Consider the following 17207-nt stretch of genomic DNA (forward strand, 5'->3'; position numbering starts at 1 on the left):
GCGCATGCACGCGGGCGGGCGACGCAAACGGGCCGCGCGGGCGACGCAAACGGGCCGCACGCGCGCGTGCGGCCCGCAGGCAGAACGGGGCCCTCACATGGACGAGGCCGTCACCCGGACGGTCCTCAGTGGCCGCCCTGCTCCTTCAGGCGCTTGTACGACCGCTCGATCTCCGCCTCGGCGTCGACGCGGCCCACCCAGTTGGCGCCCTCGACGGACTTGCCGGGCTCGAGGTCCTTGTAGACCTCGAAGAAGTGCTGGATCTCCAGACGGTCGAACTCCGACACGTGGTGGATGTCGCGCAGGTGCTCCACCCGGGGGTCGGTCGACGGCACGCACAGCAGCTTGTCGTCGCCGCCTGCTTCGTCGGTCATGCGGAACATGCCGATCGCACGGCAGCGGATCAGGCAGCCGGGAAAGGTCGGCTCGTCCAGGATGACCAGCGCGTCCAGCGGGTCGCCGTCCTCGCCGAGGGTGTTCTCGACGAAGCCGTAGTCGGTCGGGTAGGCGGTCGAGGTGAACAGCCGACGGTCCAGGCGAATACGACCGGTCTCGTGGTCCACCTCGTACTTGTTGCGCGAACCCTTCGGAATCTCGATCGTGACGTCGAACTCCACCGGTGGCTCCTCCATGATCAGCACATAGTTCTGGTGGTTAAGTGTCCCTCACGCAGGTGTGTGATCGCGAAAGGGGTTGGTGGTCGTGCCGGAGCTGAGGCCTTGGCGGGCCGCGGGACCGCACCTGGTGCGGGCCGCGAACGCCGTACGACCACGGCTGACACGTGCCGCGGACGCCGTACGGCCGCATGCCGTGCGCGCGGGGGCGGCCCTGCGGCCGCGGATCGCGCGGCTGAGCGGGGCCGTGACACCGCGGCTCGCACGGATCACATGGCCGAAGTCCGTAGGGACCTGGCAGTACACCGCCGGTGCCACGGCCGCCGGTCTGGTGCTGGCCACCGGTGCGGTGCTCGCCTCCGGTCCCTGGGACGCCACCGGTCAGCGTACGGCCGAGCGGGACTGGGCGGCCGCGCGGGAGCGGACGGGTGGCACAGATCACGGCAGCGGTTCCGGTACGACGATCGCGGGCCCGCGCCCCGCGCCCAGCGCGGCCTCGGTCCTCACCGGTCTCGCCGGTACCGGCGAGACCGGCGGCACCACGGACGATGTGACGAGCGGGGCCGACGGGAAGACCTTCGGCGGTGTGCTCGGCCCGCTGCTCGCCGACGGCGCGCTCGGCACCGCCCGCGGGGCCGTCGTCGTCGACGTGGCCACCGGCAGACGGCTGTACGGCGCCGGTGCGGACGACGCGCTGACCCCGGCCTCCACCACGAAGATCGCCACCGCTGTCGCCGCGCTCTCCGCGATGGGCGCCGACCACCGTCTCACCACCGGCACCGTCCTCGAACCCGGCGGCAAGGACCTCGTCCTGGTCGGCGGCGGCGACCCCACCCTCACCGCCCACCGGGACGCCGGCGGCTGGGCGAGCCTGCGCACCCTCGCCGAGCGCACCGCCGCCACCCTGAAGAAGCGCGGTGTCACGCGGGTCACCCTCTCCTACGACACCGGCCTGTACACCGGGCCCGCGCTGCACCCCATCGGCGTCAACGACAACCTCGCCCCGGTCAGCGCCCTGACGGCCGACGAGGGCCGCACGGACGACTCGTCCAGCGGGCCCGCCGCGCGCGTGGCCGACCCGGCGGCCGACGCCGCCGCCCGGTTCGCCGGCTTCCTGGAGGCGGACGGCGTCAGAACGACGTCCCCGGTGTCCGGCGACGCCACCGGCAAGGCCACCGCCGTCGCCACCGTCACCTCACCGCCGCTGTCCGCGCTGGTCGAACGCATGCTCACCCACAGCGACAACGACATCGCCGAGGCCCTGGCCCGCCAGACCGCCCTGGCGACCGGCCGGCCGGGCTCCTTCAGCGGTGGCGCGGCCGCGATCGAGTCCCAGCTGCGCAGGATCGGGCTGCCGCTCACAGGGGCCCGGTTCAACGACGGCAGCGGTCTGAACCGCGCCGACCGGCTCACGGCCGACCTGCTCACGGCCCTCCTCGTCAAGGCCGGCGCCACCGGCCACCCCGAGCTGCGGCCCGTCCTCACCGGTCTGCCGGTCGCCGGGTTCACCGGCACCCTGGCCGCCCGTTACACCGGCGGGTCCGGCGGCGACGGGGCGGCGGGTGTCGTACGCGCCAAGACCGGCACGCTGACGGGCGTGAACACGCTGGCCGGGACCGTCGTCGACCAGGACGGCCGCCTCCTGGCGTTCGCCTTCATGGCCTCCGGCACCTCCAGTCCCACGGCGGCGCAGTCGGCCCTCGACCGTACGGCGACGGCCCTGGCGGGGTGCGGCTGCCGCTGACGCGGGTGCGGGTGTTCGCCCCCGCCGCCCCTTCCCGTTCCCGTCCCTGGGGCTGCGCCCCCAGACCCCTGCTCGTCGGCCCTCCGGGCTTCGCGGGTGAGTGGGTGTGGGAGACGGGGGACGGGAAATGGGCGATGGAGCGGCAGGCCCCGGGCCCTCGTCCTCGCGCCGGGCGCGCCCATCGGGCCTGAAGGACCTGAAGGCGTGGACGTGCTGGACGTGCTGGGTGCGCAGGACGTGCCGGAGGGGTGGGCGCGGCCGGTGCGGCAGGTGAGGGCTCGGTGAGGTGACGGGCGGGCGAGGGGTGCCGTTGTCGCCCGCCGTCCGTCCCGGAGGGAGCCCGCGTGGCCTGCCCTTGCAGGGAACGCTCACGTACCGTTGAGCCATGACGAGCATCGGTGGTGCGGAGATGGTCGACTGGAATCTCGCGGTGGCGACCGCGACGCGGCTCGTGCGGCCGGGGCCCGAGGTGAGCCGTGACGAGGCCCGGGCCGTCGTCGCGGAGCTGCGCCGGCATGCCAGGGCCGCGGAGGAACACGTCCGCGGATTCACCCGGATGGGTGGAGAAGAAGCCCATGACACCCCGGTGCTCGTGGTCGACCGCCCCGGCTGGGTCCGGGCGAACGTCGCCGGGTTCCGGGAACTGCTGAAACCCCTGCTGGACAAGATGCAGGAGCGGCGCGGCGACTCCCCGGGCGGCGCGGTGCTCGGCGCCGTCGGCGGCAAGGTGACCGGGGTCGAACTGGGCATGCTGCTGTCGTTCCTGGCGTCCCGTGTGCTCGGCCAGTACGAGACGTTCGCCCCGGCCACCCGGGATCTGCCCGCGGGCGCGAACGGCGGCGGCAGACTGCTGCTCGTCGCGCCGAACATCGTGCACGTGGAGCGCGAACTCGACGTCGAACCGCACGACTTCCGGCTCTGGGTGTGTCTCCACGAGGAGACCCACCGCACCCAGTTCTCGGCGGTGCCCTGGCTGCGGGACCACCTGGAGGGCGAGATCCAGGCCTTCCTGGCGGAGACCGACGTCGACCCCATGACCGTCCTCGAACGGGTGAGGGAGGCCGCTCAGTCGCTCGCCGGGGGCCGTCCCGAGGGCGAGGAGGAGGACGGCGGCCGCTCCTTCATGGAACTGGTGCAGACCCCGTCGCAGCGCGAGATCCTCGGCCGCCTCACGGCCGTCATGTCCCTGCTGGAGGGCCACGCCGACTTCGTGATGGACGGGGTCGGGCCCGAGGTGGTGCCGAGCGTCGCGGAGATCCGCGAGAAGTTCCAGCAGCGCCGCGCCAAGGGTGCCTCCCGGCTCGACATGGCACTGCGCAAGCTGCTGGGCCTGGACGCCAAGCTGAGGCAGTACCGGGACGGCGAGCGGTTCGTGCGCGCGGCCGTCGAGCAGGCCGGCATGGACGGGTTCAACCGTGTCTGGACCTCCCCGAACACCCTGCCCACCAAGGCGGAGATCGCCAAACCGGCGGACTGGGTCGCGCGGATGCACCGCAGGACCGAGTCGTGACAACCGGGTGAGGGGCGCGACAGCCGGATGAGGGGCGTGAAACCGGAACGGCCCACGGCAGACGAACGCCCCCTCAATCACCCTTCCGAGGGACCGTCAGCCATGCATAGGCGTGCAATGCTCAGGGAACCGCCCGTTTCTGTCACCATCTACACACTCTGAGTGACCGGTCTCGGGCTCAACCCCCGACAATTTCATGAAGGGAACCGGACAATGGGTCCCCATCCTGCGGTCGCGGCGATACGCCTGGCGGTCCGCCGCGTCCTCCACGACATCCTCGACGAACACACCACCGGCACGCCCGACCGTACCGGCACGCCTGGTCGCACCGGCCGGCCCGACGCGCCGGTGCGCACGCCGTCGCCCCTGGTGCTCGTGGCGTGCTCCGGCGGCGCCGACTCCATGGCGCTCGCCTCCGCCCTCGCCTTCGAGGCGCCCAGGCTCGGCGTGCGCGCCGGCGGCGTCACCGTCGACCACGGTCTGCAGACCGGTTCCGACACCCGCGCCGAGGAGGTGGCGCTGCGGCTGCGCGGGCTCGGCCTCGACCCCGTCGAGTCCGTCCCCGTGACCGTCGGCCGGGAAGGCGGCCCGGAGGCCGCCGCCCGCGACGCGCGCTACGCCGCCCTGGACGCCGCGGCGGACCGGCACGGCGCGGCCGCCGTCCTGCTCGGCCACACCCGCGACGACCAGGCCGAGACCGTCCTGCTCGGCCTCGCCCGCGGTTCCGGCATCCGCTCGCTGTCCGGGATGGCCGCCGTCTCCGGTGCCGGCCGCCGTTACCGCCGTCCCTTCCTCGGCCTGGACCGGCAGACCGCCCGCAAGGCGTGCATGGTCCAGTCGCTGCCCGTCTGGGACGACCCGCACAACGCGGACCCGGCGTACACCCGCTCCCGGCTGCGCCACGAGGGCCTGCCCGCCCTGGAGAAGGCGCTCGGCAAGGGCGTCGTGGAGGCACTCGCCCGGACGGCCCAGCTCTCCCGCGACGACGCCGACGCCCTCGACGCCTGGGCCGGCCAGGCGGACGCTGCCGTCCGCGACGCCACCGGCCTCCTGGAGTGCGCCAAGCTGTACGCGCTGCCGCCCGCCGTGCGCCGCCGCGTCCTGCGCCGCGCGGCGATCGAGGCCGGTTCCCCGGCCGGTTCCCTCTTCGCCCGCCACATCGAGGAGGTCGACCGGCTGATCACCGGCTGGCGCGGCCAGGGGGTCATCAATCTCCCGGGGAAAGTCGTCGCCCAGCGCCAGGGTGGCAGACTGGTGATTCGGCGCGGCTGAGTCCCGTTCCTCCGCAGGGGGGCCGGACCGCCCGGGCCGTCATCGAGGGCCGACCGAAAGTGATGCGGGTGGACGCGAAAGACATGGGTGCCGACCTCAAGCAGGTGCTCATCACCAAAGATCAGATCGACGCGAAGCTGGCCGAGCTGGCCGCGAAGATCGACGCGGAGTACGCGGGCAAGGATCTGCTGCTCGTCGGCGTGCTCAAGGGCGCCGTGATGGTCATGGCCGACCTCGCCCGGGCGCTGTCCACCCCCGTCACCATGGACTGGATGGCCGTGTCCTCCTACGGCGCGGGCACCCAGTCCTCCGGTGTGGTGCGGATCCTCAAGGATCTCGACACCGACATCAAGGGCCGGCACGTGCTGATCGTCGAGGACATCATCGACTCCGGCCTCACCCTGTCCTGGCTGCTGTCGAACCTGGGCTCCCGGGAGCCCGGCTCCCTCAAGGTGTGCACCCTGCTGCGCAAGCCGGAAGCCGCGAAGGTCGCCATCGACGTGGAATGGGTCGGCTTCGACATTCCCAACGAATTCGTGATCGGCTACGGCCTGGACTACGCGGAGAAGTACCGCAATCTCCCGTTCGTCGGTACGCTCGCGCCCCACGTCTACGGTGGCTGAAACACTTGCGCACAGCTTCGTAGGACGGTCGGGAACCCCGAAGGGTTCCACGCCGTTGGAGCATGCAGAGACGGGAACCACAGCACTCCGGCCCGCTTCGGGCAATATGGCTGGGGTACCGTCAGAAGAACTGTCTTATCAAACTCACTATGGCAGGAGGGACGGGGCGAGATCGCTCCGTATGGATGGACGTGAAGCGATACTTCCGTGGGCCGGTCATGTGGATCGTGCTGGCCGTCCTTGCCGTGGTCGTGTTGATGCAGGTCGTCGGCTCGTCCGGCGGCTACAAGACGGTGGACACCGGCCAGGTCGTGGCAGCGATCAACGACAACAAGGTCGAGTCGGCCAAGCTGACGACCGGTGACGAGCAAAGCATCAAGGTCACGCTGAAGGACGGCGTGAAGGTCTCCGGCAGCTCGAAGATCCAGGCGAGCTACATCGGCGACCAGGGTGTGACCATCGCCGGCAGCCTGCAGACCAAGTACCAGGACAAGCAGATCCCCAAGGGGTACACCGTCTCCCCGACGAAGCAGAACGCCTTCGTCGGAGTGCTGCTGTCCCTGCTCCCCTTCGTCCTCATCGTCGTCGTCTTCCTGTTCCTGATGAATCAGATGCAGGGCGGCGGCTCCCGGGTGATGAACTTCGGCAAGTCGAAGGCCAAGCTCATCACCAAGGACACCCCGAAGACGACGTTCTCGGACGTCGCGGGCTGCGACGAGGCCGTCGAGGAACTCCAGGAGATCAAGGAATTCCTCCAGGAGCCGGCGAAGTTCCAGGCCGTCGGCGCCAAGATCCCCAAGGGCGTTCTCCTCTACGGCCGTCCCGGCACCGGCAAGACGCTCCTCGCGCGGGCCGTCGCCGGCGAGGCCGGGGTGCCCTTCTACTCGATCTCCGGTTCCGACTTCGTCGAGATGTTCGTCGGTGTCGGTGCCTCCCGGGTCCGTGACCTGTTCGAGCAGGCCAAGGCGAACGCCCCGGCGATCGTCTTCGTCGACGAGATCGACGCGGTCGGCCGTCATCGCGGTGCCGGCCTCGGCGGCGGTCACGACGAGCGTGAGCAGACCCTCAACCAGCTGCTCGTCGAGATGGACGGCTTCGACGTGAAGGGCGGCGTGATCCTCATCGCCGCCACCAACCGGCCCGACATCCTCGACCCGGCGCTGCTGCGTCCCGGCCGTTTCGACCGGCAGATCGCGGTCGACCCGCCGGACCTCCAGGGCCGTCTGGAGATCCTCAAGGTCCACCAGAAGGGCAAGCCGGTCGCGCCCGACGTCGATCTCGCGGCGGTCGCCCGCCGCACCCCCGGCTTCACCGGCGCGGACCTGAGCAACGTCCTCAACGAGGCCGCTCTGCTCACCGCCCGCAGCGACAAGAAGCTGATCGACAACAGCATGCTCGACGAGGCCATCGACCGCGTCGTGGCGGGCCCGCAGAAGCGGACCCGGATCATGTCGGACAAGGAGAAGAAGATCACCGCGTACCACGAGGGCGGACACGCCCTGGTCGCGGCGGCTTCCCCGAACTCCGACCCGGTCCACAAGATCACGATTCTGTCCCGTGGCCGTGCCCTCGGCTACACGATGGTCCTGCCGGACGAGGACAAGTACTCCACGACCCGCAACGAGATGCTGGACCAGCTGGCCTACATGCTGGGCGGTCGCGCGGCCGAGGAACTGGTCTTCCACGACCCGACCACGGGCGCGGCGAACGACATCGAGAAGGCCACCGCGACGGCCCGCGCGATGGTCACCCAGTACGGCATGACCGAGCGGCTCGGCGCCATCAAGTTCGGCGGCGACAACACCGAGCCGTTCCTGGGCCGTGAGATGGCCCACCAGCGCGACTACTCGGAAGAGGTCGCCGCCCTGGTGGACGAGGAGGTCAAGAAGCTCATCGAGAACGCGCACAACGAAGCCTGGGAGATCCTGGTGGAGAACCGCGACGTCCTCGACAACCTCGTCCTGGCCCTGCTGGAGAAGGAGACGCTCGGCAAGGAGGAGATCGCCGAGGTCTTCGCCTCGATCGTCAAGCGTCCGCCGCGGCCCGCGTGGACCGGTTCCTCCCGCCGTACGCCCTCGACCCGCCCGCCGGTGCTCTCTCCGAAGGAGCTGGCACTGACCAACGGGGCGAACGGCGCCACGCCGGCGATCAGCACCGTGAAGTCCACCACCGTGACCTCCACCGCCGTCGAGTCCGCCCCGGTGGCGGAGCCCGAGGAGCGGCCGGAGAGCTGACGGCCCCGGTACGGACCCCGGGGCCCCGCCCCGAGGCCCCACCGGTACCGGAATGGAAGCCGCGTCCCCCAGGTTCTATAGCCTGGGGGACGCGGCTTTTCCGCTGCCCGCGGCTGAGACGTACGGAAATGCCCGCGGCCGGACGTACAGGAACGAGGCACAGATGATCGACCCCGTGACGCTGGACGGCGAGGGCCCCGCCCGGGAGTTCGACGAGAAGCGCGCCGAGAACGCGGTGCGCGAACTTCTCATCGCGGTCGGGGAGGACCCGGAGCGCGAGGGCCTGCGGGAGACCCCGGCGCGGGTGGCGCGGGCGTACCGGGAACTCCTGGCGGGCCTCCGGCAGCGCCCCGAGGACGTTCTGACCACGACCTTCGACCTGGGGCACGACGAGATGGTCCTGGTGAAGGACATCGAGATCGTCAGCCTCTGCGAGCATCATCTGCTGCCGTTCCACGGTGTGGCGCACGTCGGGTACATCCCGGCGGAGAGCGGCAAGATCACCGGCCTGTCGAAGCTGGCCAGGCTCGTCGAGGTGTTCGCGCGGCGGCCGCAGGTGCAGGAACGGCTCACCACGCAGATCGCGGACTCCCTCATGCGGATCCTGGAGGCGCGGGGCGCGATCGTGGTGGTGGAGGCGGAGCACATGTGCATGTCGGTGCGCGGCATCCGCAAGCCCGGCGCCAAGACGACCACGTCGGCGGTGCGCGGCCAGCTGCGGGACGCCACGACCCGCGCGGAGGCGATGAGCCTGATATTGGCCCGCTGACGGTGTGCCGCCGGGCGGCTGCCTGACGGTGTGCCGCCGGGCGGCCGGCGGGGAGCGGTTCGTTGCCGCCCGGCCTGCCGGTGCCCGTCAGGCCACCGGTTCGGCGCCCGTCGTGTTGTGGTCGTCGTCCTCCGGGAGCTTGCAGACCCGCTCCAGGAACAGGGCCGCCGCTATCACCGCGATGCCGGCCAGCACGGAGAAGCCCGCGTAGAGCGCCTGGTCGCGCCGGACAGGGATGTCCAGCAGCTCCAGCAGGAACACCCCCGTGCCCCCGTACATCCCGGCGACCAGGGCGGCGACCAGGGCGCTGGCCTGCCCGAAGACCACCGCGCGGGCGGCCATCAGCGGGTCGACGCCCTTCGCGCCCGGGCGGCGCTCGCGCTGTGCCTTGAAGCGGGCGCGCAGCGAGAGCGCCGTGGACAGCAGCACGGCGGCGATCAGGGCGAGGACGATGGGGGCGGCCAGCGGCACGCTGGGGAGGGTCCCCACCGAGTTCCACAGCCGGGCGCCCGCCCAGGACAGGACGCCCGCCACGACGAACACGCCGACCAGCAGCCTGATGCGCAGCTCTCTCACAGTGTTCCTTCAGCTCCCCCGGACGTGTGCGGTCCGACGACGTTCACCCGCCGTCCCGGCCTCTGACCTTAACGACTACTCGGGCAGCTGGAGTTCCAGGTCCTGCCGGGGCTCCACACCCGCACGGGTCACACCGCCCAGGAGATCGGCTACGGCGCCGCGGCCGGGCAGCCGGGCGGCGGGGTCCACGTCGAGCCAGGGGGCGAGGACGAAGGCCCGCTCGTGGGCGCGGGGATGGGGGAGGGTGAGGTCCGGATCGTCGGAGACGACGTCCGCGTAGGCGACGATGTCCACGTCGAGGGTGCGCGGACCCCATCGCTCGCTGCGGACGCGGTGGAACGCCTCCTCCACCGCGTGGGCCCGTTCCAGCAGGGAGGTCGGGGGCAGGGTGGTCCTGAGGACGACCACCGCGTTGAAGTACGTCGGCTGGCTGCCGGGCGCCACGCCCCACGGCTGTGTCTCGTAGACCGGGGACACGGCCTTGATCCGCACGCCGGGGGTGTCCTCCAGCGCGTCCACGGCGCCCTGGAGGGTCTCCAGACGGTTGCCGAGGTTGGAGCCGAGCGCGATGACGGCCCGCCGCGGGTTGCTGAGGGTGGTGTCGGCGGCGTCGACCCGCTCGGTGACGGACGCGGGTACCGGCTGGACGGTCGGGTCGCCGGGCCCCGGTGTGAAGGAGGCGGTCATGCTCGGCTCCTGGTGATGGTGACGGTCACGTCGTCGAAGGGGACGGTGATCGGCGCGTCCGGTTTGTGGACGCACACCTCGACCTCCTGGACCCCTTCGTGGGCGAGGCAGGTGCGGGCGATGCGGTCGGCGAGGGTCTCGATCAGGTTGACGGGTTCGCCCTCGACGACGGCGGCGACCTCCTCGGCCACGATGCCGTAGTGGACGGTCTTCGCCAGGTCGTCGCCCGCCGCCGCCGGACGGGTGTCGAGGCCCAGGACGAGGTCCACGACGAACGTCTGGCCCTTCTCACGCTCCTCGGGGAACACCCCGTGGTGCCCGCGGGCCCTGAGGCCGCGCAGCGCGACACGGTCCACGCGCATCACTCCTGAAGTCGTCGGTGGAGGCCGGCCGCCCCCGGTGCGTGCGGCGGAGCTCCGGCCTCGACCGAATCTACCCGCGGGCACCGGCGGACCCGTGCCACGGGGGCGCGGGTCGGCACCCGACCGGGAGGGTTCGCCGTACGTCTCCCCGTGAGTCCCGGCGGCTCACGGGTCGGTAGCCGCACTTACCCCGGGACCCGTCGTTCCAACCACGCCTCGCCCACCACGCCTCGCCCACCACGCCTCGGTCCCTGTACGCGGGCGCGGCAGGGTGCGGCCCGGCGGCCCGGTCACGCGGGGGTGTCGTCGTCCTGTTCCTCGTCGTTCTCGGCCAGCACCGGCGACGCGTGGTGCGACCACAGCTTCCAGCCGGACGGCGTGCGCTGGAACAGGTTCGTGGCGACCACGAGCTGTCCGACCAGCGGGCCCAGCTCCTCCTCGCCCTCGGGGGCGGGGCCCCCGCTGAGGATGTTCTCCGTGCAGGTGACCCGGGCGGTGTCGCCGTTGACGGAGACGCGCACGTCGGTGAGGAAGAACTGGATGTAGTCGGTGTTCGCCATGATCAGGGCGTACGACCGCAGCACCTCGCCGCGTCCGCTGAGCACCGGCCAGCCGGGGTGCACACAGGAGATGACGCCCGTGTCGGCCGGGTCGTGGTACTCCTCGTCGACGCCGAGGTCAGCCGGCACCAGCCAGAGCCCGGACAGCTCCTCGAAGTCGCCCCGCTCCACGGCCTCGTAGTAGGCGGTGTTCGCGGCCTCGACCTGTTCGACATCGGTGTGCGCGGTGCTCACCGGGCTCCCTCGCGGGGGCCGGTGCCCGGCGCGTGCGCCTCGGTGGGCCCGGGGGCGGGGGCGTACGCGCTGTCCGTGCCGCGCGCCCTCTCGATGGCGTGCGCGACCCTGACGGCGTCCGCCGTGGCGCGTACCTCGTGTACGCGCACGGCCCACGCGCCGGCGTGCGCGGCGAGCGCGGAGACGGCGGCCGTCGCGGCGTCGCGCTCCCGCGCGGGCGGCGGCGCACCCTGCGGACCGGCCAGGATCCGGCCGAGGAACCGTTTGCGCGAGGCGGCGACCAGCACCGGATGGCCGAGGTCCAGCAGCCGGTCGAGGCGGGCGAGGAGGGCCAGGTCGTGCCCGGCCTCCTTCGAGAAGCCGAGGCCGGGGTCGACGACGACGCGGTCGGGGGCGATGCCGCCCTCGAGTACGGCCTCCACGCGCGCGCGGAGCTCGTCGACGACCTCGGTGACGACGTCGTCGTAGACCCCGTGGACGGTGTCGCCCCGCAGGAAGCCGCGCCAGTGCATGACGACGAAGGGCACGCCCGCGGCGGCCACGACAGGGATCATCGCGGGGTCGGCGAGGCCGCCGCTGACGTCGTTGACGAGCGCGGCGCCCGCGGACACGGCCCGCTCGGCGACGGACGCGCGCATGGTGTCGACGGAGACGGGGACGCCCTCGGCCGCCAGGCCGCGCACCACCGGGACGACCCGCCGGAGCTCCTCGGCCTCGTCCACGCGGGTGGCACCGGGCCGGGTGGACTCGCCGCCGACGTCGACCAGGTCCGCTCCCTCGGCGACCAGGCTGAGCCCGTGCTTGACGGCGGCGGTCGTGTCGAAGAAGCGGCCTCCGTCGGAGAAGGAGTCGGGGGTCACATTGACCACGCCCATGACCGCGCAGCGGTCCCACTCGGGAAGACCTGTGACGCGCCCGCGCCCGTGCACCGTACTCATGGCTCCAGCGTAGGCGCTGCCCACGTCTGCCCACGGCTGTCCGCCGCTGTCCGCCGCTCTACGCGGGGGCCCGCCGCTGCCCGTGGGGCCCGTCGTGGCCGCGCCGGACGGACGGAAGCCCGGGCGAGCGGTCGCCCGGGCCGGGGGAGGGCGGTCAGGCCGCGCGGATGTTCTGCTCCGGGACGGCGTGGGGGCAGGGGACCGACGGGGTCCTGCGGCGGCGCAGGGCGCGGGGGAGGGGGAGCGCGAGGTTGACGAAGCCCTCGGCCTGCATCGCGGCGAAGCCGATGCGGGGCAGGTCGCCGGAGTGGCGGTAGACCACGAAGCGCGGCTCCCAGCGGGGCTGGAACTTCGCGTTGAACTTGTAGAGCGACTCGATCTGGAACCACCGTGACAGGAACACCAGCAGTCCGCGCCAGGCGCGCAGCACCGGGCCCGCGCCGATCTTCTCGCCGCGTGCCAGGGCCGAGCGGAACATCGCGAAGTTCAGCGACACGCGCGTGATGCCGAGCTTCGGCGCGGCCTGGAGGGCGGCGACGATGAGCAGCTCGTTCATGCCGGGGTCGGCGGCGCGGTCGCGCCGCATCAGGTCGAGCGACACGCCGTCCGTACCCCAGGGGACGAAGTGCAGGACGGCCTTCAGGTCGCCGTACTCGCCCGGCGTGTCGTCCGCCTTGTGCGCGGTGGCGATCAGGCAGTCCCCGTCGGCGGGGTCGCCGATGCGGCCCAGGGCCATGGAGAAGCCGCGCTCGGTGTCGGTGCCGCGCCAGTCCTCCGCGGCGAGCCGGATCCGGTCCAGTTCGGCCGGTCCGACGTCACGGATGCGCCGTACGCGGGTTTCGTAGCCGGCCCGCTCGATGCGCTTGACCATCTGCCGCACGTTGCGCATCGCGCGGCCGGTGAGGGAGAAATCCGCGACGTCCACCACCGCCTCGTCACCGAGTTCCAGGGCGTCCAGGCCGGTCTCACGGGTCCACACCTCGCCGCCGGTCTCGGAGCAGCCCATCACGGCGGGCGTCCAGGAGTGGGCCTTCGCCTCGTCCATGAACCGTTCGATGGCGCCGGGCCACGCCTCGACGTCGCCGATCGGGTCACCGCTGGCGAGCATCACGCCGGACACCACCCGGTACGTCACGGCCGCCTTGCCGCTGGGCGAGAAGACGACGGCCTTGTCGCGGCGCAGCGCGAAGTGACCGAGGGAGTCGCGGCCGCCGTGCTTGGCCAGCAGGGTGCGCAGCCGGGCCTCGTCCTCCTGCGTGAGGCGCGCGGCGGGGTGTTCGGGACGGAAGGCGAAGTAGATGGTGGTGACCGCCGTGAGCCAGCCGAGGGCGCCCAGCGAGAAGGCCACCGTCCAGGACGTGTTGCCCTGGTAGTCGACCGGTCCCTCGAAGCCGAACAGGCCGTAGAAGACGTGCGTCAGCCGGTCCGCCAGGCTCGGGTCGCCGACCATGCGGTGCGGGTGGACGCTGACGATGACCAGCCCGAGCGCCAGCGAACCGGCCCCCATGAGGACGAAGTTGGCGAGCGCCCGCCACCTGCTGCGCGGGTCCGGCAGCGCCGCGAACTCGTCGCGGTGCCGCAGCAGGGGCACCACCAGCGCCAGCGAGATCAGTACGCCGATGAGCGAGTGCCGGTACACGAACTGCGCGACGGCCCCGGCGGGCAGCAGGGCCACCGCGGCCCGCCACGCCCGCCGCTTGCGCCGTTTCAGCCCGTGGGCGAGGAGGAGGAGCAGCACGCCGGAGCAGAGCGAGAGGGCCGCGGCGAACGGGCCGAACGAGCCCGGCAGCACCTCGGCCATCGCGTGCATACGGCTGTGACGGAAGCGCGGGAACGTACCCGCGGCGATGTCCAGCAGGCCGACGACCATGGCCGCCCTGCCGACCAGCGTGGGGACGGCCTCGGCGCGCGGGCCGCGGATCATCCGCGGTGCTCGGCCCGATCGGTCTGGAACCCCACTCGACAATTCCCCATCTATCCTGACAGACATCGCATCCCGTAGTTCCGCGAGAGACCTTGAATCCGGCGCCGATTCGGGCATCCGGCGACATTGCGCCCTCTAGGACGGTGTCTCGGGGAAAGAGGTTCCTTCCCCCGCGAAAAGCCGGTTCAAAGGTCAAGGAAAGCCTGGGGCAAGCGCGTGCGACGAAACGTGGCGGCGCCCCCGGCGGAAAGCGCGGGCAGGGGACCGTTGATGGGACTCACGAGCAACAATGTGCTGGTAGGCGTGGTTCTGCTCGCCGGATCGCTCTTCGCGGGGACGGTGTGGCTGTGGCCCCGCCTCGCGCGTCCCGGCTGGCGGACCGTCAGCGGACGGATCGGTCTGCTGCTGGCCACCCAGCTGGCGCTCTTCGCGTCGGCGGGGGTCGCCGTCAACCAGGCGTTCGGGTTCTACGCCGGCTGGGCCGACCTCCTCGGCCAGGAGACCGCGCAGGGCGTGGTCGTGGACCACACCGCGCACGGCGCCCCCGGCGGCCCGCTGGAGGTGCTCGGCACGGCGCTGCCGCCGGGCTCCGGCGGATCCCGGCCGCAGACGGCCGGGCAGATCCAGACGGTCGGCATCACCGGCCGCACCTCCCGCACCGTCATGCCCGCGTACGTCTATCTGCCGCCGGAGTACTTCCAGGCGCGCTACCGCGCGCGTACCTTCCCCGCGGCCGTGGTCCTCACCGGCTACCCCGGCACCGCGCGGGCCCTGGTCGACAAACTGCGCTACCCGCGTACGGCGTTCGAGCAGGCCAAGGACGGCCGTATGCAGCCGATGATCCTGGTGATGCTGCGGCCGACCGTGGCGCCGCCGCGCGACACCGAGTGCGTGGACGTCCCGGGCGGCCCGCAGGCCGAGTCGTTCTTCGCGAAGGACCTGCCCGAGGCCGTCACGGCCCATTACCGGGTGGGCCGCACACCGGGCAGCTGGGGCGTCATCGGCGACTCCACGGGCGGCTACTGCGCGCTGAAGCTGGCCATGCACCATCCCGGTGTCTACGCGGCGGCCGTCGGGCTCTCGCCGTACTACAAGGCGGCGACCGACCCGACCACCGGCGACCTCTTCCGCGGTGACAGGAGGCTGCGCGAGCGGGCCGACCTGCGGTGGTGCCTCACCCACCTGCCCGCGCCCGACACCGCGCTGCTCGTGACCACCAGCAGGCTCGGCGAGACCGACTACAGGGCCACACTGGAATTCGTGAACCGGGTGCGGGCCAAGGGACTCACCCGGATCGCGTCGATCGTCCTCGGCAGCGGAGGGCACAACTTCAACACCTGGCGCCGTGAGATCCCGGCGGCACTGCAGTGGATGAGCGGCAAGCTGAGCGATCGGTGAGACGGACCGGGCGGCCGGGGGGGACGGGCGGGCGGAGGCCGGGCCGTCCGGGAGGCGGCCGGGCAGGATCGGGGCGGTGATTCCTGACGCGTTGTGAAAGCGTTGTTATAGCTTTGTTTTTACGGGGTGGGGCGTCATCATTCCCCTACGCGCGGTAAGTTTCTGGCCATGCCACGTGGACGTCACCGCCATTCCCCGCCTCTGCACAGGCTGCTGCCTCCGTCGGTAATCGCAGGCGTCTCTCTCATCTGCGCTTTCGGTCCCTGGGTGTTCTCGGAACCGGCCTTGCTCCGGATCTTCGCCGCCACCGCCGCGGCGACCGCGCTCGTCGGCGCGGCGGTCATGCGCCGCTGGGACTCGCAGGCCGGCAAACAGGTCGCCGACATCTCCCGCGCGCGCGTGAGCGACGAGTGGCGGCACGAGGAGAAGGCGGCCGAGCTCGAGACCGACCTCGATGAGGCCCGCGAGCTGCGCGCCAAGCTGGAGCAGCGGCTGCGTGCCAAGCGTGCCGAACTGGCGGCCCTGCGGAACGAGCACGCCGCCCTGCTGCGCCGGTACGCCACGGCGGAGACGGAGCGCGCGACCGCGCTGGAGGGCCGGCGGCTGCTGGAGATCGAGGCCACGGTGCCCGACTCCGAGGAGGACGACGAGGCCGAGGCGCCGCTGGACCGGGCCGGGGCTGTGGCTGCCCCGGCCGAGTCCGGGCCGGCCGCCCCGAAGACGGAGACGGACGAGGCCGAAGGCGGGGACGGGGCCGGGGACGGGGAGCTCACCACGGTCGCGGTGTTCTCCGCCGAGGGCTCGCGGCTGTTCCTGAGGGCCGCGGTGGCCCTGTCCAGGCTCGACGGGCAGGACGACCGGGACGAGCAGGGCGTCGGAGACGACGGGGCCGGGAACTCCGAGGTGCCGGACGGGACCGTGGAGGCGGACACGGCGCCGGACGCCTCGGACGAGGAGCCGTCGGCGGGGGAACCGGCCGAGGACTCCTCCCAGGAGTCCGGCACCGGGCCGGACGCCGGGCAGGCCACGGAACGGGACACCGAACCGGCCGATGAACTGATCGACGAACCGGCCGACGGCGGCGAACCCGAGGCGGCGGCTGTCCGCGACGCCGCTACGGAAGCCGGGCCCGAGACCGGCGCGCAGCCGGACGCCTCGTCCGGCACGGAGGCCGAGGCCGACGGTGGGTCCGACGCCGGGTCCGACGCCGGGGCTGCTTCCGGGGCGCGGCAGGCGGTGGCCGACGAGCACCGGCATGCGGCCGCGCCCGGCACTTCGGCGGCCTTCGCGACGGCCCCGGCCCTGCCGTCACTGCTGCCCGCCCAGTCGGCCCTGCCGGTCCGGCAGCCGTCGGGTCACTTCACCGTGCCGACCGCCGTGGCGGTCGTACCGGCCGCGCCCGTCCGGCGCCCGACCGTCGAGGGCGGCTTCGACTTCTTCGGTACGCAGAAGGAGGCGGCGGCGCAGTCGCCCGCCATGGAGTCCGCGCAGAACGCGCACCCGGCGCCCGGCGGGGGCCGGGACGCGCTCGCCGTCCACAAGCCGGAGTCCGAGGCGTCCTACAAGCCGGCCCAGGAGGGCACCCGGGCCGTCGGCCAGGTCATCGACCTGACGGCCCACGACGAGACGGAACACATAGACCTCCAGGGCCTCAGGACCGCGGCGTCCTGAGCGGGGCAGTACGTCACGACCGGTGCCCGGCAGCCCTCGGAGGCGGCCGGGCACCGGTCGTCCCGGGGCCGTCCGCCGCCGTTTCGGGGCC

Annotated in this window: 15 protein-coding genes; 8 read left to right on the forward strand and 7 right to left on the reverse strand. The window is 72.4% G+C overall.

Annotated features, from left to right (window positions below; genetic code table 11):
* Positions 1–125 precede the first annotated feature (125 nt).
* Entirely contained in the window at positions 126–617 is a 492-nt protein-coding gene (locus ABZ862_RS08490) for an inorganic diphosphatase (protein ID WP_360954545.1), read from the reverse strand.
* A 79-nt stretch (positions 618–696) separates the two neighbouring features.
* Here ABZ862_RS08490 and dacB point away from each other — a divergent pair, with 79 nt between their 5' ends.
* The 6 genes from dacB (at position 697) to folE (ending at position 8766) form a co-directional block, all read left to right on the forward strand.
* Positions 697–2358, forward strand: coding sequence for a D-alanyl-D-alanine carboxypeptidase/D-alanyl-D-alanine-endopeptidase (gene dacB, locus ABZ862_RS08495; protein WP_360954329.1), 1662 nt, complete (start codon positions 697–699; stop codon positions 2356–2358).
* Positions 2359–2743: 385 nt separating this feature from the next.
* Positions 2744–3868 (forward strand): zinc-dependent metalloprotease, encoded by a 1125-nt coding sequence (locus ABZ862_RS08500; protein ID WP_360954332.1) that lies wholly within the window; start codon positions 2744–2746, stop codon positions 3866–3868.
* 213 nt (positions 3869–4081) lie between these two features.
* Positions 4082–5140, forward strand: coding sequence for a tRNA lysidine(34) synthetase TilS (tilS, locus tag ABZ862_RS08505; protein ID WP_360954335.1), 1059 nt, complete (start codon positions 4082–4084; stop codon positions 5138–5140).
* Between the two features lie 62 nt (positions 5141–5202).
* Positions 5203–5763 (forward strand): hypoxanthine phosphoribosyltransferase, encoded by a 561-nt coding sequence (gene hpt / locus ABZ862_RS08510; RefSeq protein ID WP_360954547.1) that lies wholly within the window; start codon positions 5203–5205, stop codon positions 5761–5763.
* Between the two features lie 185 nt (positions 5764–5948).
* Positions 5949–7997: an ATP-dependent zinc metalloprotease FtsH gene (ftsH, locus tag ABZ862_RS08515; RefSeq protein WP_360954338.1), complete on the forward strand. Its 2049-nt coding sequence runs from the start codon at positions 5949–5951 to the stop codon at positions 7995–7997.
* 163 nt (positions 7998–8160) lie between these two features.
* Positions 8161–8766, forward strand: coding sequence for a GTP cyclohydrolase I FolE (gene folE, locus ABZ862_RS08520; protein ID WP_360954341.1), 606 nt, complete (start codon positions 8161–8163; stop codon positions 8764–8766).
* Positions 8767–8853: 87 nt separating this feature from the next.
* Here the strand turns inward: folE and ABZ862_RS08525 are convergent, their stop codons facing one another.
* The 6 genes from ABZ862_RS08525 to ABZ862_RS08550 all read right to left on the reverse strand — a co-directional run bounded on the left by ABZ862_RS08525 (position 8854) and on the right by ABZ862_RS08550 (position 14047).
* Complete coding sequence (locus ABZ862_RS08525) at positions 8854–9342, reverse strand: DUF3180 domain-containing protein (RefSeq protein WP_360954344.1); 489 nt, start codon at positions 9340–9342, stop codon at positions 8854–8856.
* A gap of 75 nt (positions 9343–9417) precedes the next feature.
* The gene (gene folK, locus ABZ862_RS08530; protein ID WP_360954347.1) at positions 9418–10029 is read right to left on the reverse strand and encodes a 2-amino-4-hydroxy-6-hydroxymethyldihydropteridine diphosphokinase; all 612 of its coding nucleotides are present in this window, start codon (positions 10027–10029) and stop codon (positions 9418–9420) included.
* Positions 10026–10385 (reverse strand): dihydroneopterin aldolase, encoded by a 360-nt coding sequence (gene folB, locus ABZ862_RS08535; RefSeq protein ID WP_360954350.1) that lies wholly within the window; start codon positions 10383–10385, stop codon positions 10026–10028. Before folB ends, folK begins: the two co-directional genes overlap by 4 nt.
* Before the next feature lie 296 nt (positions 10386–10681).
* On the reverse strand, positions 10682–11185 hold the full coding sequence (locus ABZ862_RS08540; RefSeq protein WP_360954353.1) for a nuclear transport factor 2 family protein: 504 nt from the start codon (positions 11183–11185) through the stop codon (positions 10682–10684).
* Positions 11182–12123: a dihydropteroate synthase gene (gene folP, locus ABZ862_RS08545; RefSeq protein ID WP_360954356.1), complete on the reverse strand. Its 942-nt coding sequence runs from the start codon at positions 12121–12123 to the stop codon at positions 11182–11184. The genes ABZ862_RS08540 and folP overlap by 4 nt, the downstream gene beginning before the upstream one ends.
* Before the next feature lie 154 nt (positions 12124–12277).
* The gene (locus ABZ862_RS08550; protein WP_360954359.1) at positions 12278–14047 is read right to left on the reverse strand and encodes a phosphatidylglycerol lysyltransferase domain-containing protein; all 1770 of its coding nucleotides are present in this window, start codon (positions 14045–14047) and stop codon (positions 12278–12280) included.
* A gap of 270 nt (positions 14048–14317) precedes the next feature.
* Here ABZ862_RS08550 and ABZ862_RS08555 point away from each other — a divergent pair, with 270 nt between their 5' ends.
* The gene (locus tag ABZ862_RS08555; protein ID WP_360954362.1) at positions 14318–15445 is read left to right on the forward strand and encodes an alpha/beta hydrolase-fold protein; all 1128 of its coding nucleotides are present in this window, start codon (positions 14318–14320) and stop codon (positions 15443–15445) included.
* Positions 15446–15712: 267 nt separating this feature from the next.
* Complete coding sequence (locus tag ABZ862_RS08560) at positions 15713–17116, forward strand: hypothetical protein (RefSeq protein WP_360954365.1); 1404 nt, start codon at positions 15713–15715, stop codon at positions 17114–17116.
* Positions 17117–17207 lie beyond the last annotated feature (91 nt).

The organism is Streptomyces sp. NPDC047000 (assembly GCF_040644295.1).
Classification (GTDB): domain Bacteria; phylum Actinomycetota; class Actinomycetes; order Streptomycetales; family Streptomycetaceae; genus Streptomyces.